Genomic DNA, 18,786 nt, shown 5'->3' with positions numbered 1-18,786 from the left:
TGGGGCCGGGCGTCCGGGACCGGCCGGCTCCGGGGGGGGGGACCGCTCCGGACGGCCGGACGGTCCCCGGTGCGGGCGCGGCGGTCAGAGCAGGGACTCCAGGGGCACCGACGGGTCGCCCAGGGCGTCCGGGTCGACCGGCCGGGCGGCCCGGATCAGCTTCTGGACATCCTCGGTGACGTCCCACACATTGACGTTCATCCCGGCGAGGACCCGGCCGTCCTTCAGCCAGAACGCGATGAACTCGCGCTTGCCGGCGTCGCCCCGGACGACGACCTGGTCGTACGAGCCGGGCGGCGCCCAGCCGGAGTACTCCAGGCCGAGGTCGTACTGGTCGGAGAAGAAGTAGGGCACGCGGTCGTAGGTGACGTCCTGGCCGAGCATGGCCTTCGCCGCGGCGGGTCCGCTGTTCAGGGCGTTGGCCCAGTGCTCGACGCGCAGCCGGCCGCCGAACAGGGGGTGGTCCACGGACGCGATGTCCCCGGCGGCGTAGATGTGCGGGTCGGAGGTGCGCAGCGAGGCGTCGACGGCGACACCGCCGCCCTGGGCCCGGTCCGCCATGTCGAGGCCCGCGGCCTCGGCGAGCGAGGTGCGCGGGGCCGCGCCGATCGCGGCGAGCACGTCGTGGGCGGGGTGCTCCTCACCGTCGTCGGTCCGGGCGGCGAGGACCAGGCCGTCCTGCCCGGTGATCTCGGTGAGGCGGGCGCCGAAGTGGAAGCGGACGCCGTGCTCGGCGTGCAGGTCGGTGAAGATCTGCCCGATCTCCGGGCCGACGACGTGGTGCAGCGGGGTCGCCGAGGGGGCGACGACGGTGACCTCGGCGCCGAAGCCGCGGGCGGCCGCGGCGATCTCCAGGCCGATCCAGCCGGCTCCGGCGATCACCAGGTGCCCGTTGTCGCGGCCGAGGGCGGTGAGGACGTTGCGCAGCCGCTCGGAGTGGGCGAGGCGGCGCAGGTGGTGGACGCCGACCAGGTCGGTGCCGGGGACGTCGAGGCGGCGGGGCTCGGCCCCCGTGGCGAGGAGCAGCTTGTCGTAGTGGACGACCGTGTTGTCGCCGAGCTGCACGGACCGGCCGGCCCGGTCGACGGAGGTGACCGTCTGGCCGAGGTGGAGCTCGATGTCGGCACCCGCGTACCAGGCGGTCTCGTGGACGAAGACCGAGTCCCGCTCGTCCTTGCCCAGCAGGTAGCCCTTGGACAGGGGAGGCCGCTCGTACGGATGGTCGCGCTCGTCGCCGATGAGGATCACCCGGCCGCTGAAACCCTCCGCCCGCAGTGTCTCGGCCGCCTTCGCTCCGGCGAGCCCTCCGCCGATGATGACGAACGTCCGATGTGCGTCGACCACTTGATGCCTCCTCGGTACTTGGCTGAGCGGCGCCTCCACCTGCGAGCGTCCCGCAGGCAGCGTGATGGCGAAAGAGGGTGTGCCCCGATCAGGTCACGGCCTGTGGCGGGCGGCCCGGTCACGGTCCAGTCTGCCGCGCTCCCGTGAGGGTTCCGTGGAGGGACCGGGCGGAGGCGTCCGTCAGTGCGGCGATCTGGTCGACGAGGACCCGTTTGCGGGCACGGTCGTCGGGGGCCGCCGTGTACAGGGCGCGGAACTGGGGCTCCAGTCCTTCGGGCGCGCGTGCGGTGAGGGCGGCGGCGAGTTCGGCGATGACGATCCGCTGTCCGGCGCGGATGGCCTCCTGCTCGGCGCGCTGCATGACGTAACGGTCCGCGACGGCCTTGAGCACGGCGCACTCGTTGCGCACCTCCCGCGGGACGACGAGCTCGGCGCCGTACCGGGTGAGCCGTCCCGGGCCGTACGCGGAGTGGGTCGCGGTCTCGGCGGCGAGGCAGAACCTGCCGATGAGCTGGCTGGTCGCGTCCTTCAGCCGGGCCTGGGCGACCGCGGTGCCGTCGTACCAGCGCGGCCACCACTCCTGGGCGGTGAGCCGGTCGAGGGCGTCGGCGAGCTCCTGCGGGTCGGTGTCCGCGGGGACGTACCGGCCGACGGCGACGGCCCAGATGTCCGCCCGCTCCGGCTCCGCGAAGAGGTGGCCCGGGTCGATGTGGCCGGCGTGCAGTCCGTCCTCGAAGTCGTGCACCGAGTAGGCGACGTCGTCGGACCAGTCCATGACCTGGGCCTCGAAGCAGGTGCGGTCCCGCGGCGCGCCCTCCCGGGCCCAGGAGAAGACGGGCAGGTCGTCCGCGTACACCCCGAACTTCGGTGAGTCGGGGTCGGTGGGGTGCGCGCCCCGGGGCCAGGGGTACTTGGTGGCGGCGTCCAGGGCGGCCCGGGTGAGGTTGAGCCCGACGCTGACGAGCTCTCCGCTGCGCGGGTCGCGGACGAAGCGCTTGGGTTCGAGCCGGGTCAGCAGCCGCAGCGACTGGGCGTTGCCCTCGAAGCCGCCGCAGTCCGAGGCGAAGTCGTTGAGCGCCTGTTCGCCGTTGTGGCCGAAGGGCGGGTGGCCCATGTCGTGGGAGAGGCAAGCCGCCTCGACGAGGTCGGGATCGCAGCCGAGGGCGGCGCCGAGCTCCCGGCCGACCTGGGCGCACTCCAGGGAGTGGGTGAGCCTCGTGCGGGGGCTGGCGTCCCAGGCCCCGCTGCGGGTGCCCGGGGTGACGACCTGGGTCTTGCCGGCGAGCCTGCGCAGGGCGGCGGAGTGGAGCACGCGTGCCCGGTCGCGCTGGAACGCGGTGCGGCCGGACCGTTTGTCGGACTCGGTGTCCCAGCGCTCGGTGTCCGCTGCGCCGTAGGGCGTGTCCAGGGGGTCGTGCGTACCGTCCATGCTCCCGAGATTAGACGGGCGGACCGACGGCGCGGGTCAGGCGGTCGCCGGGAACGGTGGATGCGTCAGGGCCGCGTGGGCGGGCCCACCGGTGTGCAGGGCCTGGTCGTAGCGGTGCAGCAGGAGGCGGGCCATCGCCGGGTGCGCGCCGAGCGGTGCGGCGGCGACGCCCGGTGCGGCGGCCGCCGAGAGCGTCGCGAAGCGGCCGGGGGCGGTGAAGTACGAGGCGAGGGCCACCCGGTGGCGGCCCTGGGCGGCGAGTGCGCGCAGGGCGTCCGGGACGGTGGGGGCGGCCGCCGAGGCGTAGGCGGGGACGACGGGGATCCCGCCGAGGCGGTCGCTGAGCAGGGCGGCGGTGCGGCGGGCGTCGGCGTCCGAGCCGGGGTCGCGCGATCCGGCGGCGGCGAGCACGACGGCGGCGCCGCCGTCCGTGCCGTCCTCGTCCCGCCAGCCGGCCTCGACGAGGCGCGCGTGCAGGGCGTCGACGAGCAGCGGGTGCGGTCCGAGCGGGGCCGCGACACGGGTGCGGAGGTGGCGGGCGGCAGCCGCGGCGCGGGGCAGGTCGTGCCGGACGTGGTGGCCGCGGCCGAGCAGCAGCGGTACGAGCACGGCGTCGCCCTGCGCGAGGCCGTCCAGGGTGTCGGCCAGCAGGGGTTCGTTCAGCTCGATGTGGCCGAGCCGGACGTCGAGACCGGGGCGCAGCTCCCGCACCCGGTCCAGCAGCTCCAGGACGGTGGCCAGGGCCCGCGGGTCCCGGCTGCCGTGCGCGACGGCGACCAGGGTGGGGGCGGATCTCCGGATGCGGTGCATGGGGCTGCGGCTTCCGTTCGGGGAGACGAGGCTGAGCTGGGTTCCGAGCCTCCGGGAGATGCGGGTCAGGAGTTGTGCCGTGCTGTCGAGGGGCGGGGACTCGCGGGGGTGCTCCGGCGCCGGCTCCGTCATGGGCCGATCGTGCCGGGCCGACGTTGCCGGACCGTTTCGCCGGGGTGACGGAGGTCTGTCTCCGCCCGACGGGGTCGGTGTCCATGATGTCAGGACCCGGCCGGGCGTGTTCTGCACGCGTGGGGGGTGCCGGAGCGGGCGGGTCCGGTCCGTGCGGGATCCCGGCGCCGGAGCGGGTGGCGACCGGACCGGGGGCCGGGGCGAACTTTTCGCCGCCGTGGTTCGTCCCCTCAGGGGGAGATCCGGTACGAGCACAGGGGGGCCGCATGCGGCCGAGGACAGCGGAGGGCCTGCGCCGCATGCGGTCGAGGATGGCGGAGGGGCTGCGCCGTGTGCGGTCGGGGGCCGGGAGGCTGCGCCTGCCGCGCACCCGGCGGGGGCAGCGGCGGCTGGTGCAGGCGCTGATGGTCGCCTGCGCGGTGGCGCTGACACCCGCGGCCCTGCTGCACACCACCGCCGACGCCCGGGTGCGGACGACGGCGGACGCCCCGGAGCGGCTGGTCGCCGTGGTGTTCGGGGCGGGGCTGTGGGACGGCCGGCCGTCGCCGTATCTCGCGCACCGGCTGGACGCGGCCGCCGAGCTGTACCGGACCGGAAAGGTCCGGGTGGTGCTGGTCACCGGCGACCACAGCCGCGTGGAGTACGACGAACCGGATGCCATGCGCACCTACCTCGTGGCGCACGGGGTGCCGGACGGGCGGATCGTCAGCGATCACGCGGGCTTCGACACCTGGGACTCGTGCGTCCGGGCCAGGAAGGTGTTCGGGGTGGACCGGGCCGTCCTGGTGAGCCAGGGCTTCCACATCCGGCGGGCGATCGCGCTGTGCCGATCGGCCGGGATCGACGCGTACGGGGTCGGGGCCGCCGACGTCCACGACGTGACCTGGTACTACGGCGGCACACGGGAGGTGTTCGCGGCGGGCAAGGCGCTCCTGGACATGGCGTTCGAGCCGGATCCGCACTTCCTGGGGCCGCGGGAGACGGGGGTGGCGGACGCGCTCGCGGACGGCCTCCGGGCGGCGGACGGAGCGGGCTGAGGCGCGGGGACCCGGGCCGCGAGGGCCGGGGCGGGGGACCTGGGGGCGGGTCGCCGCCGGGTGACCTGGGGGCGGGCCGCGGGTCGTCCGCCGCCGGGGAACCTGGGGGGGGCGGGCCGCGGGTCGCCCACCGCCGGCCCCGTCCGCGCGCCCCGACGCCCCAACCCACCGCCGGTCTCACCGCCGGGCGCCGCGGGCCCCCGCCTGCCCCGACGGCCCCGCGCGGCCCTGGGGCCACCGGAGCCCGGAGGCGCCGCGCGGCCGTGGGACCGTCCGGGCCGAGAGACCGCCGGGCGCTCCTCCCGGGTGCGGCCGACGGGGCGGGCGTGGCCAGGCCAGGCGGGGCGGGGCGGCCGGCCGGCGGGGCGGGTGTGACCGGGCCCGCCGGGGTGCGGCGGCCCGGCACCCCGGAACCGGCCGGGGCCGTCAGGGCGCCGCGGGCGCCGTTTCGGCGGACAGCCAGGCGAGGTAGGGCTCGCTGCCGCGCACGACGGGCATCGCGATGATCTCCGGCGTCGCGTAGTCGTGCGCCGCGAGGAGGTGGGCCTCCAGTTCGTCGTAGCGCTCGGTCGTCGTCTTGAACAGCACCTGCCACTCCTCGGCGGTCTCGACCTCGCCCTGCCACCGGTACACGGAGGTGACGGGTGCCGAGATCTGGGCGCAGGCGGCGAGTCGCGCCGCCACCGCGTCCCGGGCCAGGGTGCGGGCCTTCTCCTCGCTGTCCGTCGTGGTCAGTACGGCCAGCCGTGCGGGCTCGTTCATCCCGCCCCTCCTCGTCGTCGGCGTCGGATCCCTCGATTGTGTGCCACGCCGGGTCAGGCGCCGTACGGGCGCCGGGCCCTGGCCTCCCGGAGGGCGCGGCCCCACCAGACGAGCTGGTCGAGCATCCGCTTGGCCGCCCCGTCGGCCGGGGCCGGGTCCAGGAGTTCGCCCCGGTCGTCGAAGAGGGCGCCGGCCCCGTGGAAGGAGACGGTGTCCCGCACGGAGACCGCGTGCAGTTCGGCGAAGACCTGGCGCAGGTGCTCGACGGCCCGCAGGCCGCCGGAGATCCCGCCGTACGACACGAACGCGACGGGTCTGGCCTGCCATTCGGCGAAGTGCCGGTCGATGAGGTGCTTCAGCGGGGCCGGGTAGGAGTGGTTGTACTCGGGGGTCAGCACGACGAACGCGTCGGCGCGGGCCAGTCGCGCGGTCGCCTCGGCGGCCCCGGCGGCGGGCGGCTCGGTCTCGGCGACGTCGATCAGTTCGGTCTCGATCTCCGGGTGGGCGGCCGCCCGTCGGAGGAACCACGCGGCGACGACGGGCCCGAAGCGGCCCGCGCGGTTGCTGCCGAGGATGACGGCCACCTTCAGCGGGGCGTCGGACGGGGCGGGAGTACCTGTGTCGATGTCCATGCACCGAAGCCTCGCCCCTCGACCGCGCTTGAGGTCAAGCGGTGCGGCGCGCCGTCCGGGGGCGGGCGTTCCGGCGGGGTGGAGCGGCCCTCGTCGCGCCCGCCGGGGGCGACGGGACAGCCCCTACGCTGGAGGCCATGACGACTTCCGCACCGGACCTCCACGTCGAGTTCGACGGGCGCCCCGCCACCGAGCAGGACCTGCGGATCCCGGCCTTCGCGGGCTACGGCCACTTCACGGCGATGCAGGTCAGGGAGCGTACGGTGCGCGGCCTCGCACGGCACCTGGACCGCCTGGACGCCGCGAACCGGGAGCTCTTCGGAGCACCCCTGGACGGGGGTCGCGTGCGGGAGCTGATCGGGCACGCGCTCGACGGCGCCGGGAGGCGGGACGCCTCGGTCCGGGTGCACGGCTACCTCCCGCCGGACCGCGCGGAGACGGTGACGATGGTGACGGTGCGGGAGCCGGTCCACGCGGACGGTACGCCGCGGAGCCTGATGTCCGTCCCGTTCGCGCGCTCCGTCCCGCACATCAAGCGTCCCGGTGAGTTCGGCCAGATCTACTACGGGCGGCAGGCCGAGCGGGCGGGCTTCGACGAGGCGCTCCTGACCTCGCCCGGCGGCATGGTGACCGAGGGGTCGATCACCAACATCGGCTTCTGGGACGGCGCTTCGGTGGTCTGGCCGGACGCCCCCGCGCTGGCCGGGACCACCATGGCGCTGCTGGAGCACGGCCTGGCGCGGACGGACCGCCCCTCGGTGCGGCGCGGGGTGACGCTGGAGGGGCTGGGGGCCTACCGGGCGGCCTTCGTCACCAACTCGCAGGGCATCGCCCCGGTCCACCGGATCGACGACACCCCGTTCCCCGTCGACGCGGATCTGATGGCACTCCTCGCACGGGTGTACGAGGACGCGCCGCGCGACGCCGTCTGACCGCCTCGGCGTACGCGACCATGGAGCGCATGCAGATCCACATCGAAGCGTCGGACCTCCCGGGGCGTTCCTGCGGCCCCGGTACCGACTTCGCCGGTCTCGACAACATCCACGTCGGCGTGCAGCGCACGGACCGGCCCGGCGAGCTGCTCGGCCTGTCCCCCGGCGACGCGGCGGACGCCTCCTGGACCCTGGACTGCACCGCCGTGTCCACCCCGGAGGGCGTCGAGGTGTCGGGGCCGTACGTCCAGAACAGGTTCGGGGGGCGTTTCGTCTACCTGTCCTGGGGCACCGTGGACGACTCAGGCGTCTTCACCATGTTCCGCCGGGCCAAGCTGATGATGAGTGACATCGACCCGGAGGTCCTGCGGGCCGCGGTGCGGACGGGGCACCTCACGGCGCGCCTGCGTCTGACCGACGGCCGGGGGCAGCCGCGGTGCGCCCGGGTGCGCCCGCCGGACGTCACCTGGTCCGCCACGGAGGACGGCGACGGCACGCGCGGGAGCTGAGCGGCGGCGCGGCGGGGGCCCCGGGACGAGGGCGTCACACGACACCGCCCTCACCGGCCCCGGGGGGGAGAGGCCGGTGAGGGCAGTTGCCGTGGGGGCGGCCGGAAGGCTGCCATCCCGTGGGGGGTAGGGAGCGTTTGCCCGACCACCCCCGGGACACTCCTGTGAGCTGTGTCACAGATCGTCAACGGGCGGTCACCCGATCGGCACCGGCCGCGTCCCGCGATCCCGACCACCGCCGCGACCTGCACGGGGCCGGACGGCCGGGCGCGCCCGCCAGGCCCGTACGGGTGAAAGCTGACGGTTCGTCAGCATGCGGGGTGCCGGCGCGGGGCCTTTCCTCGGAGGTCAGGACACATCCGTCGGACCGGAGGATTCCCATGCGCAGCCCCGCCCGCCTCGTGACCGGTACCGCAGCCGCGGCCCTCACCGCCGCCGCGCTCGGCCTCGCCGCCCCGTCGGCCCACGCGGAGGGGGGCTCCGCCGGACCGGAGCGGTTCGTGGCGGCGGCGCCCGCCCCGGCGGACTGCGGCCCCGAGGCCGGGTCGCCGGCCATGGCCCCCTGCGACGACGACGGAGCCGCGGCCGACGACCCGGCGGCGGTCGGGGACGGCCTGGATCCGCTCATGGACCCGGAGGCCGACGACCTCGGTCCGGCCGACGGTCCGACGAGGCCCGAGGACCCGTCGGCGGTGTCCGGGACCTCGTGGCCCCGGTCCGACGAGGGAGACACCGGCACCATGGGCGAGGGGGACGGGGCCGGCACGGCCCAGCGCCCCGGGACCGGCACGGGGAACCGCCCGGCCCCCGACGACCCCGCCGAGACCGGGCCGGGGTCCGCGAAGCCGCCCGTGCCGCCGGAGCACCGGCCCACGACCGCCCCCACTCCCAGCCGGCCCTCCGGGCACGTGGGCACGGGGGTCGGCGGCAGCGCCGCTCCCGACACCGCCCAGCTCGCCGCGGGCGCGGGGCTGGTCGGAGCGGCGGCCGTGGCCGGCGTCCTGCTGCTGCGCCGCAGCCGCCGCGCGTACGGCCCGCGCCGCTGAGGGCGGCCGGCGGAGGACGGGCCGTGGACCGGACCACACTGAGGGCCAGGGCCTGGCTGACGGGCATCGCCGCACTGTGCGGGGCATGGCTGATCCACCAGGGGGCCGCCGTCGAGACCGCCGCGCCCCAGCCGTCCGGGGCCGAGGCCTTCACCGCGGGCGCACAGCCCCGGCCGGGGACCGGGGCGGCCCGGCCGCTGCGCCCCTCGGTGCCGGTCAGGATCCGCATCCCGGGCATCGGCGTCGACGCGCCGATGACCGGCCTCGGCCTGGGCCCGGACGGCAGCCTCGACGCACCGCCCGCGGGCGACCGCAACCTGACGGGCTGGTACGAGGACGGGACCCCGCCCGGCGCCAGGGGGACCGCCGTCGTCGCGGGCCACGTGGACGACGCGCAGGGGCCGTCGGTGTTCTACTCCCTGGGCTCCCTGAAGAAGGGGGCCGAGGTCGAGATCGACCGCCGGGACGGCCGCACCGCCGTCTTCTCCGTCGACGCGGTCGAGGTCTACGAGAACGACGCGTTCCCGGACAAGCGGGTCTACGGCCCCACCCCGGACGCCTCGCTGCGGCTGATCACCTGCGGCGGCGGTTACACCCGCGAGACCGGCTACCAGGGCAATGTGGTGGCGTTCGCCCACCTCACCGGGGTGCGCTGACGGGCCGGACCACGCGCCGGACCGGCCGGGGCCCGACCGCACCGCGCACCCGTCGGCCGGCCGCACCGCCCGGGCCCGCCGGGCGGCATGACCGCGGGCGGGCCGGACCGGGGCGTGCCGGTCAGGCCGTCCACTGGTCGAAGCCGAGCTTGGCGACCAGCGAGAACACCACGACGAGCAGGACCCCGCGGACGAAGTCGCTGCCCTTCCTGAGGGCCATCCGCGCCCCGAGCATCGCGCCCGCCAGGTTGAACACGGCCATCAGCGCGGCCAGCTGCCACAGGACGGTCCCCTGGTAGGCGAACATCGCCAGCGCGCCGGCGTTGGTGCAGACGTTCACGATCTTGGCGTTGGCCGACGCGGTGACCAGGTCGAGGTGGAGCACCGCGGTCAGCGCCAGCACGAGGAAGGTGCCCGTGCCGGGGCCGAACAGCCCGTCGTAGAAGCCGATACCGCCGCCGACCAGCACGATCGCGGTGACCGTACGCGCCCGGGTGGTCCTTTCGCCCGTGCCGTCACCGGCCGTCGCCGTGCCGAAGGACGGCCGCAGCAGCACGAAGGCCGCCACCGCGAGCAGCACCACCATGATCACCGGGCGCAGGACGTCGCTGCTGATACCGGCCGCGAAGAAGGCACCGGTCATCGACCCGGCCAGGGCCATGAGCCCGATGCGTACCGCGGTCCCCACCCGGACCGGCGCCCTGCGCACATAGGTGACCGCGGCGCCGGACGTGCCGACGATGGCGACCGCCTTGTTGGTGCCGAGGACGTGCGCGGCCGGGACGTGCGGCAGCCCCAGCAGCAGCGCGGGCAGGAGGAGGAGCCCGCCGCCGCCCACCACCGCGTCGATCCAGCCGGCCGCGGCGGCGGCCAGACAGAGCAGGACCAGGGTGGTGAGGGTGATCTCAGGCATGTCCGCGACCCTAGACAGATGGTGGGTACACCGTCCAACCGGCCCCGCACCGCGCCGCCGGGCACCTCGCCGGACCGCCGGGCACCCCACCGCGCCGCCGTGCCCCCGCACCGCCCTCACAGGGGGTGCCCGGACGTGCTGAGCGCACGGTTCCTCCCGGGAAACAGGAGGGATGCGGTCGGGTAACACCCGGCGCGCACGCTCTTCGGCAGGAGGACGGCGCGGGCGGTGGTGACCGGCGCCCTCACCCCGGCCCCGGCGGGGCGGGACCGCACCCCTCACCGCCGAGACGTCCCCGCTCCACCCGCTCACCCCCGACGGAGGCCCCTGATGCCGGTGTCCACTCCCCCGACCGCCCAGCCGGTGTCCGCGCCCCCGTCCGCCCCGGCCGCGGGCGTGCCGGCGATCGTGGTCGTCGGGCACGGCATGGTCGGGCAGCGGTTCCTGGAGGCGCTCGCCGACCGTGGCCTGACCGGGGCGGCGGGTACCGCCAGGGTCGTCGTGCTCTGCGAGGAGCCCCGTCCGGCGTACGACAGGGTGCGGCTGAGCTCGTACTTCTCCGGGCGGACGCCGGAGGCCCTCTCGCTCGTCGAGGCCGGTTTCATGGAGCGCCACGGCTTCGAGCTGCGGGTCGGCGACCCGGCGGTACGCGTCGACCGGGCGGCCCGCACCGTGACCGCGCGGTCCGGGGAGTCCTTCCGCTACGACACGCTGGTGCTGGCCACCGGCTCGTACCCGTTCGTGCCGCCGGTCCCCGGCAAGGACGCCGAGGGCTGCTTCGTCTACCGCACCGTCGAGGACCTCCTCGCGATCGAGGAGTACGCGAGGACGGCGCGGACCGGCGCGGTCGTCGGCGGCGGACTGCTCGGGCTGGAGGCCGCGGGCGCGCTGCGGGGCCTCGGACTCGACACGCACGTCGTGGAGTTCGCCCCCCGGCTGATGCCCGTCCAGGTCGACGAGGGCGGCGGCGCCGCGCTGCTGCGCACCGTCGAGGAGCTGGGGCTCTCCGTCCACACGGGGGTCGGCACCCGGGAGATCACCACCGGCGGGGACGGGCGGGTCGACGGCATGTCGCTGTCGGACGGTTCCTCGCTCGCCGCCGACCTCGTCGTCTTCTCCGCCGGGGTACGCCCCCGGGACCGGCTGGCCCGCGACTGCGGCCTCGCGGTCGGCCCGCGCGGCGGCGTCGTCGTCGACGCGGAGTGCCGCACCTCCGACAGCGACGTCTTCGCGATCGGCGAGTGCGCGCTGGCCCCGGACGGCCGGGTCTACGGACTCGTCGCACCGGGGTACGAGATGGCGCTGACCGTCGCCGAGGTGCTCGCGGGCAACCGGGCCGCCTTCACCGGCGCCGACCTCTCCACCAAGCTGAAGCTGCTCGGCGTGGACGTCGCCTCCTTCGGCGACGCGCACGGTGCCACCGAGGGCTGCCTCGACGTGGTGTACGCGGACGCCCGCTCCGGCGTCTACAAGAAGCTGGTGATCGGCCGGGACGGCACGCTGCTCGGCGGTGTCCTGGTCGGCGACGCCGACCAGTACGGCACGCTGCGGCCGATGACCGGGTCGGTGCCGCCCGTCGCGCCGGAGCAGCTGGTGCTGCCGGCCGCCGCCGGCGGGCCGGCCGTCCTCGGCCCGTCCTCGCTGCCCGACGAGGCCGTGATCTGCTCCTGCCACAACGTCACCAAGGGGGCGATCCGCGAGCACGGCTCGCTGCCCGAGGTGAAGCGGTGCACCAAGGCCGGCACGGGGTGCGGGAGTTGCCTCAAGGCCGTCGGGCAACTGCTGCCGCGGCCCGAGGACCCGGGGCTGTGCGGCTGCTTCGCGTACACCCGCAGCGAGCTGTACGAGATCGTCCGCACCCTCGGTGTCACGACGTTCGCCGGGCTCCTCGACTCGCACGGCCGCGAGGCGGCCCGCGGCGGTGACGGCTGCGAGGTCTGCAAGCCGACGGTCGGCTCGGTCATCGCGTCGCTGGCCCCGACGGTCGGGGCCAGCGGATACGTCCTGGACGGCGAGCAGGCCGCCCTGCAGGACACCAACGACCACTTCCTGGCCAACCTCCAGCGCAACGGCTCGTACTCCGTCGTGCCGCGCATCCCGGGCGGGGAGATCACCCCGGAGAAGCTGATCGTGATCGGTGAGGTGGCCCGGGACTTCGGCCTCTACACGAAGATCACCGGTGGGCAGCGGATCGACCTGTTCGGCGCCCGCGTCGACCAGCTGCCGCTGATCTGGACGCGGCTGGTGGACGCGGGCTTCGAGTCCGGGCACGCGTACGGGAAGTCGCTGCGCACGGTCAAGTCCTGCGTGGGGCGGACCTGGTGCCGCTACGGCGTCCAGGACTCGGTGCGGATGGCCATCGACCTGGAGCTGCGCTACCGGGGTCTGCGCTCCCCGCACAAGCTGAAGTCGGCGGTCTCCGGCTGCGCCCGGGAGTGCGCGGAGGCGCGCGGCAAGGACTTCGGGATCATCGCCACGACGCAGGGCTGGAACCTCTACGTCGGCGGCAACGGCGGCGCGGCCCCGCGCCACGCGGACCTGCTCGCCCAGGACCTGTCCGACGCCGAACTGGTCCGGCTCATCGACCGGTTCCTCATGTTCTACATCCGTACGGCGGACCGCCTGGAGCGCACCTCGACCTGGCTGGACCGGATCGAGGGCGGCCTCGACCACGTCCGGGACGTCGTCGTCCACGACTCGCTGGGTCTCTGCGACGAACTGGAGCGGCTGATGGCCGACCACGTCGCCGGCTACCGCGACGAGTGGGCCGCGACCATCGACGACCCGGAGCGGCTGCGGCGCTTCGTCACCTTCGTGAACGCCCCCGGCGCACCCGACCCCTCGGTCCGGTTCGTCCCCGAGCGCGACCAGGTCAAGCCCGATCTGGACATCCTCGCGGGCCCGGTGCTCGCCGTCCGCACCCTCGAAGGGACCTCCTCATGACGACCCGGACCACGGAACAGGCGCCGGACGCGCGGACGATCCGGCTCGCGGACGGGGACGCCTGGCTCCCGGTCTGCGCGCGCTCCCTGCTGACCCCGGGGCGCGGTGTGGCGGCCCTGCTCCCGGACGGGCGCCAGGTCGCCGTGTTCCTGGACCGTTCGGGGCGCGCGTACGCGATCGGCAACCGCGACCCGTTCACCGGGGCGTACGTCCTCTCGCGGGGCCTGGTCGGCTCCGCCGGGGGGCGGCCGTTCGTCGCGTCGCCGCTGCTGAAGCAGCGCTTCGACCTGGAGACGGGCGCCTGCCTGGACGAGGACGGGGTCACGGTGCCGGTCTTCCGGGTCCGCGCGGACTGACCCCGCGCCGACCGGGTCGCGGACGGACCGGGCGACCGCACACCCCCGCCGGCCCCGAGGTCCTGGGTGCGGGGGCCCCGGGGTCCTGGCCGCCGGAGGGCCCCACCGCCCGGGGCCCACTGCCCCCGCCTCCGGGCCGCCCGGCCGAGCGGGTGCGATCCGACCCTGGTGAGCCCGGCGGCCTGCGGCTGGGGAGCCTGCGGCCGCCGGCCTCGGTGCGTCGGGCCGCGGTGTGTCAGGCCTGGCCCGCGACGGCGGCCGGGTCCATCCAGACGACCTCCCAGATGTGGCCGTCCGGGTCCTGGAAGGACCGGCCGTACATGAAGCCCTCGTCCACGGGGTCGTTGGCGGGCGATCCGCCGTTGGCGAGCGCCGCGTCCGCCAGCTCGTCGACCTTGTCGCGGCTGTCCGCGCTCAGGGCGAGGAGCACCTCGGTGGTCCGGGAGGCGTCGGCGATCTCCTTCTTGGTGAACTCCTTGAAACGGGGCTCGCTGATGAGCATGGCGAAGATCGTGTCGCTGATGACGAGACAGGCCGTCGTCCCGTCGCTGAACTGCGGGTTGAAGCCGAACCCGAGCTTCGAGAAGAAGTTCTTCGTCGTCTCCAGGTCCTTGACCGGCAGGTTCACGAAGATCATCTGAGGCATGGCTTCCCACTCTTCCGTCCGGCACCGTGCGGTGCGTCCGCGCGCTCCCTGCGAGCGCTCACAAGAGGTAGACGACGGGCCGCCGCGAAACTCATCGCTGCCGGCCGTACGTGCCGCTCAGCGCATCACGAGCGGGGCTCCGCCCCTGATCAGGGCGGCGCCCAGCGGGGTGAGGGTGTGCAGGACCGAGCCGCCGTGGCGCAGGGTGCGGATCAGGCCCGCCTCGCGCAGCACGGAGGCGTGCTGGCTCGCCGAGGCCGGTGAGACCCCGGTCCTGCGGGCCAGCTCGCTCGTCGTGCAGCCGCTGCCCACCGCCCGCAGCACCGCCGAGCGGGTGTGGCCGACGAGCCGGCCGAGCCAGGGCCCCGGTTCCGGGACGGCCGGGGCGCCGGGGTGGGTGACCGGGTAGACGAGCACCGGCGGGAGGGCCGGATCGCGGTAGACGACGGGCGTCCCCCGGCAGAAGAACGAGGGCTGCAGGAGCAGGCCCCGGCCGTCGAGGCGCAGTTCCCGGTCGACCGGGTAGTCGGCCTCCAGCACGGGGGCGCGCCAGCGGATCATCGGCGGCAGGGTGGCCAGGAGCTCGTCCGCGCCGCCGTCCAGCAGGGCGCGGCCCCGGACGGCCCGGTCGGCCTCGACGCTCGCCCGGATGTGCGGCCAGTAGGGCTCGACCGCGGCGCGGTGGTAGGCGCGCAGGGTGGAGATGAGGCGCCCCAGCGGCTCCGTGCGGCCCTCCGCGAGTGCCTCCGGCAGCGTGGCGGCGGACAGCGCCCCGGCGGGTCTGCGCCCCGGGGGCGTGCCCGCCGCCAGCAGTCCGGTCTCCGCCCGGATCCGGTCCACCGGGGTGTCGCGCAGCGCCTCCATCCCGGCTTCGAGTCCGAAGGGTTCGGCACCTCCCCGGGAAGGCGTCAGAAAATCGGGGAAATAGCCGCGGGGCGGGACGACGGTGGAGAGCAGACGTGCTTCACCATTCAACCGGGTTCGGGATTCCCTCCGCCATTTCCCGAACACGGTGGAACCCCGCCGGTCTCTCAACCGGTGGAAACTCAGAACGGTTTCCCACATCGCGTCCGGCCTGGTGGCCGTCCGTACACGCGAAAGGTCCACCCCGGACATGTGAATACGCAGCACCGAACCCCCACTGTTGCACCCGCAATTACCCCCGACGAAGCGTATGCACGGCATCACAGGAGGTCACCACGGGGTTTCGGCCACAGTTGAAAAGTCTCGCCCGGGCCCCCCGCCGACCGAAATGCTGTGCGGCGCCGGGTGCGTCACCGGAGTCACCAATGAGCGGGTGAGGGCCGTGGGGGGTCTTGCCCGTTCGGCGGGGGTGGACGACGGTGCGGCTCCGCGTCCGGCGGGGATGAGCGGGTGCGGCCCGGGAGTGGGGACTCCCGGGCCGCACCCCCGATGTCTCCGCTCCGATTTGCGCATCGAACGATGAAAAGCCCATCACTTCCGTGCCTGCGTCCCTCCCCCGGCGAGGACGAAGCGGCGGCACCCCCGCACAGGGTGCCGCCGCTTCCGGGTGGTCCGGCTCCGCCGTCGGACCCGATGAGGGTCTGCGTGATCCGGCGGCGGTGTCCGGAGTCGGGACGATCGCCCGGTACGGGAGTCAGCGGCTGTCGCTGCCCCGCGATCCGGCGGCGGCGCGGCCCGCTTCGAGCCGGGCGACCGGAATGCGGAACGGCGAGCAGGAGACGTAGTCCAGGCCGACCTCGTGGAAGAAGTGCACCGACTCGGGGTCCCCGCCGTGCTCGCCGCAGATGCCGAGCTTGAGGTCCGGGCGGGTGGCCCGGCCGGCCTCCACCGCGCTGCGCACCAGGGAGCCGACGCCGTCCTTGTCGATCGTCTCGAACGGCGACACCCCGAAGATGCCCTTCTCCAGGTACGCGGTGAAGAACGAGGCCTCCACGTCGTCGCGGGAGAAGCCCCACACCGTCTGGGTGAGGTCGTTCGTGCCGAACGAGAAGAACTGCGCGGCCTCGGCGATCTGACCGGCGGTCAGCGCGGCGCGGGGCAGCTCGATCATCGTGCCGATGCTCAGGTTCAGCTCGGTACCGGTGGCCGCCTCGATCTCGGCGATCACCCGGTCGGCCTCCTCGCGGACGATCTCCAGCTCCTGGACCGTGCCGACGAGCGGGATCATGATCTCCGCGCGCGGGTCGCCCTTGGCGTTCCTGCGGTGCGCCGCGGCCTCCGCGATCGCGCGGACCTGCATCGCGAACAGCCCGGGGATGACGAGGCCGAGCCGGACACCGCGCAGTCCCAGCATCGGGTTCTGCTCGTGCAGCTTGTGCACGGCCTGGAGCAGGCGCAGGTCGTTCTCGTTGGCGTCCTTGCGGGACTCGGCGAGCGCGACGCGTACGGAGAGCTCGGTGATGTCGGGCAGGAACTCGTGCAGCGGCGGGTCGAGCAGCCGGACGGTGACGGGCAGCCCGTCCATCGACTCGAACAGCTCGATGAAGTCGGCCTTCTGGAGCGGCAGGAGCGCTGCCAGGGCGTCCTCGCGCTCGTCGTCGGTGTCCGCGAGGATCAGCTTCTCGACCATCTCGCGGCGCTCACCGAGGAACATGTGCTCGGTGCGGCACAGGCCGATGCCCTGGGCGCCGAAGCGGCGGGCCCGCGAGGCGTCCTCGGCGTTGTCGGCGTTCGCCCGTACCCGCAGCCGGCGCACCCGGTCGGCGTACGCCATGATCCGGTGCACGGCGGCGACGAGCTCGTCCGCCTCGTCGGCGCCCGCGTGCACCCGGCCCTCGAAGTACTCGACGACCGGGGACGGGACGACCGGCACCTCGCCGAGGTACACCTTGCCCGTGGATCCGTCGACGGAGACGAGGTCGCCCTCCTCCACGACGGTGTCCCCCACCGTGAGCCGGCGGCGCTTGGTGTCGACCTCGATCTCCTCCGCGCCGCAGACACAGGTCTTGCCCATGCCGCGGGCGACGACGGCCGCGTGCGAGGTCTTGCCGCCGCGGGAGGTCAGGATGCCCTCGGCGGCGATCATGCCGTCGAGGTCGTCGGGGTTGGTCTCCCGGCGGATGAGGATGACCTTCTCGCCCGACCGGGACCACTTGACGGCGGTGTACGAGTCGAAGACGGCCTTGCCCACGGCCGCACCCGGCGACGCGGCGATGCCGCGGCCCAGCAGCACGCTGGCGGCGTCGTGGTCGAAGCGCGGGAACATCAGCTGCGCGAGCTGCGCCCCGTTGACCCGCTGGAGCGCCTCGGCCTCGTCGATCAGGCCCTGGTCGACGAGCTGGGTGGCGATGCGGAAGGCGGCGCCCGCGGTCCGCTTGCCGACCCGGGTCTGGAGCATCCAGAGCCGGCCGCGCTCGATGGTGAACTCGATGTCGCAGAGGTCCTTGTAGTGGATCTCCAGCGTCTCCATGATCTTCATCAGCTGGTCGTACGAGGCCTTGTCGATCGTCTCCAGCTCGGCGAGCGGCACGGTGTTGCGGATGCCCGCGACGACGTCCTCGCCCTGCGCGTTCTGGAGGTAGTCGCCGTAGACGCCCTGGTGGCCGCTGGCCGGGTCACGGGTGAAGGCGACGCCCGTACCGGAGTCGGGGCCGAGGTTACCGAAGACCATCGAGCAGACGTTGACGGCGGTGCCGAGGTCGCCCGGGATGCGCTCCTGGCGGCGGTAGAGCTTGGCCCGGTCGGTGTTCCACGAGTCGAAGACCGCCTTGACGGCCAGGTCCATCTGCTCGCGCGGGTCCTGCGGGAAGTCCCGTCCGGCGTCCCGGGTGACGATCTCCTTGAACCGCGCGACCAGCTTCTTCAGGTCGGCCGCGTCCAGGTCCACGTCGACCGCGACGCCCTTGGCCTCCTTCGCGGCCTCCAGGGCCTCCTCGAAGAGGTCGCCGTCGACCCCGAGCACGGTCTTGCCGAACATCTGGATGAGGCGGCGGTAGGAGTCCCAGGCGAAACGCTCGTCACCGGCCTGGGCGGCGAGGCCCACGACCGAGGCGTCGGAGAGGCCGATGTTGAGGACCGTGTCCATCATGCCGGGCATCGAGAACTTCGCCCCGGAGCGGACGGAGACCAGCAGGGGGTCCTCGGCCTGGCCGAGGCTCTTGCCCATCCGCTGCTCCAGCGCCGCCAGGTGCGCGCCGACCTCGTCGCGCAGCTCCGCCGGCTCGTCACCGCTGTCGAGGTAGACCTTGCACGCCTCGGTGGTGATCGTGAAGCCCGGAGGGACGGGCAGCCCGAGGTTCGTCATCTCGGCGAGGTTGGCGCCCTTGCCACCCAGAAGATCCTTCAGATCCTTGTTGCCCTCGGTGAAGTCGTAGACGAACTTCTGGGGATCTTTGTTTTCCGACACGGGTCTCGACTCCTCGAGGACGCGGTGGCTGCCCTGACGGCGAGGAACATACCCAGATCGAAGGTGTCCCGGTACGGCCACGTGCGCGTCGTGAGGCCCCAACCACCCGTCCGCCAGCAGATCGAAAGTGACGGACCGGCCCGGCCCGGGGAGGCAGATGCTTCACCTCTTGAAGGCATGAACACGAAGCGTGCGCATCCCGCCCCTCGAAAGAGACAGTGCGTGACGGAGGGCTCGATCGATCAAAGTGAAGGTGCCTGGCACCCAGTGCCGTCTTTTGAGAAGTGCAGCCGCCCCCAGGGCGCTCAT

The 18,786-nt window shown here is 74.3% G+C and carries 16 protein-coding genes; 7 read left to right on the top strand and 9 right to left on the bottom strand.

Annotated features, from left to right (window positions below; genetic code table 11):
* Positions 1-84: 84 nt before the first annotated feature.
* From ABZ172_RS00160 to ABZ172_RS00150, 3 genes are all read right to left on the bottom strand, one after another.
* Positions 85-1,344 carry an FAD-dependent oxidoreductase gene (locus ABZ172_RS00160; protein ID WP_356878457.1) on the bottom strand — a complete coding sequence of 420 codons (1,260 nt, stop codon included), beginning with the start codon at positions 1,342-1,344 and terminating at the stop codon, positions 85-87.
* 118 nt (positions 1,345-1,462) lie between these two features.
* Positions 1,463-2,773, bottom strand: a complete 1,311-nt coding sequence (locus ABZ172_RS00155; RefSeq protein WP_356878455.1) for a deoxyguanosinetriphosphate triphosphohydrolase — start codon at positions 2,771-2,773, stop codon at positions 1,463-1,465.
* Positions 2,774-2,809: 36 nt separating this feature from the next.
* Complete coding sequence (locus ABZ172_RS00150) at positions 2,810-3,715, bottom strand: sirohydrochlorin chelatase (protein ID WP_356878453.1); 906 nt, start codon at positions 3,713-3,715, stop codon at positions 2,810-2,812.
* Between the two features lie 299 nt (positions 3,716-4,014).
* On the opposite strand from ABZ172_RS00150, the gene ABZ172_RS00145 reads away from it, so the two are divergent.
* Complete coding sequence (locus tag ABZ172_RS00145; RefSeq protein WP_356878880.1) at positions 4,015-4,752, top strand: ElyC/SanA/YdcF family protein; 738 nt, start codon at positions 4,015-4,017, stop codon at positions 4,750-4,752.
* Positions 4,753-5,178: 426 nt separating this feature from the next.
* Here the strand turns inward: ABZ172_RS00145 and cutA are convergent, their stop codons facing one another.
* Positions 5,179-5,514 (bottom strand): divalent-cation tolerance protein CutA, encoded by a 336-nt coding sequence (gene cutA, locus ABZ172_RS00140; RefSeq protein ID WP_356878451.1) that lies wholly within the window; start codon positions 5,512-5,514, stop codon positions 5,179-5,181.
* A 53-nt stretch (positions 5,515-5,567) separates the two neighbouring features.
* Entirely contained in the window at positions 5,568-6,146 is a 579-nt protein-coding gene (locus ABZ172_RS00135) for an NAD(P)H-dependent oxidoreductase (RefSeq protein WP_356878449.1), read from the bottom strand.
* A gap of 137 nt (positions 6,147-6,283) precedes the next feature.
* Between ABZ172_RS00135 and ABZ172_RS00130 the strand changes: the two genes are divergently transcribed.
* From ABZ172_RS00130 to ABZ172_RS00115, 4 genes are all read left to right on the top strand, one after another.
* Positions 6,284-7,078: an aminotransferase class IV family protein gene (locus ABZ172_RS00130; RefSeq protein WP_356878447.1), complete on the top strand. Its 795-nt coding sequence runs from the start codon at positions 6,284-6,286 to the stop codon at positions 7,076-7,078.
* A 29-nt stretch (positions 7,079-7,107) separates the two neighbouring features.
* On the top strand, positions 7,108-7,587 hold the full coding sequence (locus tag ABZ172_RS00125) for a DUF5990 family protein (protein WP_356878445.1): 480 nt from the start codon (positions 7,108-7,110) through the stop codon (positions 7,585-7,587).
* Positions 7,588-7,967: 380 nt separating this feature from the next.
* Positions 7,968-8,633 (top strand): hypothetical protein, encoded by a 666-nt coding sequence (locus tag ABZ172_RS00120; protein ID WP_356878443.1) that lies wholly within the window; start codon positions 7,968-7,970, stop codon positions 8,631-8,633.
* Positions 8,634-8,656: 23 nt separating this feature from the next.
* Complete coding sequence (locus ABZ172_RS00115) at positions 8,657-9,289, top strand: class F sortase (protein WP_356878441.1); 633 nt, start codon at positions 8,657-8,659, stop codon at positions 9,287-9,289.
* Between the two features lie 121 nt (positions 9,290-9,410).
* Here ABZ172_RS00115 and ABZ172_RS00110 read toward each other — a convergent pair whose 3' ends face one another.
* Positions 9,411-10,202, bottom strand: coding sequence for a TSUP family transporter (locus ABZ172_RS00110; RefSeq protein WP_356878439.1), 792 nt, complete (start codon positions 10,200-10,202; stop codon positions 9,411-9,413).
* 426 nt (positions 10,203-10,628) lie between these two features.
* Between ABZ172_RS00110 and nirB the strand changes: the two genes are divergently transcribed.
* Both nirB and nirD read left to right on the top strand, forming a co-directional pair.
* On the top strand, positions 10,629-13,145 hold the full coding sequence (gene nirB / locus ABZ172_RS00105) for a nitrite reductase large subunit NirB (protein WP_356878878.1): 2,517 nt from the start codon (positions 10,629-10,631) through the stop codon (positions 13,143-13,145).
* Positions 13,142-13,501, top strand: coding sequence for a nitrite reductase small subunit NirD (gene nirD, locus ABZ172_RS00100; protein ID WP_356878437.1), 360 nt, complete (start codon positions 13,142-13,144; stop codon positions 13,499-13,501). Before nirB ends, nirD begins: the two co-directional genes overlap by 4 nt.
* A 235-nt stretch (positions 13,502-13,736) precedes the next feature.
* Here nirD and ABZ172_RS00095 read toward each other — a convergent pair whose 3' ends face one another.
* The 3 genes from ABZ172_RS00095 to ppdK all read right to left on the bottom strand — a co-directional run bounded on the left by ABZ172_RS00095 (position 13,737) and on the right by ppdK (position 18,477).
* On the bottom strand, positions 13,737-14,147 hold the full coding sequence (locus ABZ172_RS00095) for a VOC family protein (RefSeq protein ID WP_356878435.1): 411 nt from the start codon (positions 14,145-14,147) through the stop codon (positions 13,737-13,739).
* Positions 14,148-14,264: 117 nt separating this feature from the next.
* Positions 14,265-15,278 (bottom strand): helix-turn-helix domain-containing protein, encoded by a 1,014-nt coding sequence (locus ABZ172_RS00090; RefSeq protein ID WP_356878433.1) that lies wholly within the window; start codon positions 15,276-15,278, stop codon positions 14,265-14,267.
* Between the two features lie 487 nt (positions 15,279-15,765).
* Complete coding sequence (gene ppdK, locus ABZ172_RS00085; RefSeq protein ID WP_356878431.1) at positions 15,766-18,477, bottom strand: pyruvate, phosphate dikinase; 2,712 nt, start codon at positions 18,475-18,477, stop codon at positions 15,766-15,768.
* Between the last annotated feature and the right edge of the window lie 309 nt (positions 18,478-18,786).

It is taken from the genome of Streptomyces sp. NPDC006296 (genome assembly GCF_040613235.1).
GTDB lineage: Bacteria > Actinomycetota > Actinomycetes > Streptomycetales > Streptomycetaceae > Streptomyces.
This window is presented reverse-complemented; position numbering and strand designations above follow the sequence as displayed.

Bases quoted from the DNA above. Each gene is read 5' to 3' on its own strand.
- ABZ172_RS00120 (WP_356878443.1), top strand. From the start codon at position 7,968: ATGCGCAGCCCCGCCCGCCTCGTGACCGGTACCGCAGCCGCGGCCCTC.
- nirD (WP_356878437.1), top strand. From the start codon at position 13,142: ATGACGACCCGGACCACGGAACAGGCGCCGGACGCGCGGACGATCCGG.
- nirB (WP_356878878.1), top strand. From the start codon at position 10,629: ATGGTCGGGCAGCGGTTCCTGGAGGCGCTCGCCGACCGTGGCCTGACC.
- ABZ172_RS00095 (WP_356878435.1), bottom strand. From the start codon at position 14,147: ATGCCTCAGATGATCTTCGTGAACCTGCCGGTCAAGGACCTGGAGACG.
- ABZ172_RS00145 (WP_356878880.1), top strand. From the start codon at position 4,015: ATGCGGTCGAGGATGGCGGAGGGGCTGCGCCGTGTGCGGTCGGGGGCC.
- ABZ172_RS00125 (WP_356878445.1), top strand. From the start codon at position 7,108: ATGCAGATCCACATCGAAGCGTCGGACCTCCCGGGGCGTTCCTGCGGC.
- cutA (WP_356878451.1), bottom strand. From the start codon at position 5,514: ATGAACGAGCCCGCACGGCTGGCCGTACTGACCACGACGGACAGCGAG.
- ABZ172_RS00155 (WP_356878455.1), bottom strand. From the start codon at position 2,773: ATGGACGGTACGCACGACCCCCTGGACACGCCCTACGGCGCAGCGGAC.
- ABZ172_RS00135 (WP_356878449.1), bottom strand. From the start codon at position 6,146: ATGGACATCGACACAGGTACTCCCGCCCCGTCCGACGCCCCGCTGAAG.
- ABZ172_RS00150 (WP_356878453.1), bottom strand. From the start codon at position 3,715: ATGACGGAGCCGGCGCCGGAGCACCCCCGCGAGTCCCCGCCCCTCGAC.
- ABZ172_RS00110 (WP_356878439.1), bottom strand. From the start codon at position 10,202: ATGCCTGAGATCACCCTCACCACCCTGGTCCTGCTCTGTCTGGCCGCC.
- ABZ172_RS00130 (WP_356878447.1), top strand. From the start codon at position 6,284: ATGACGACTTCCGCACCGGACCTCCACGTCGAGTTCGACGGGCGCCCC.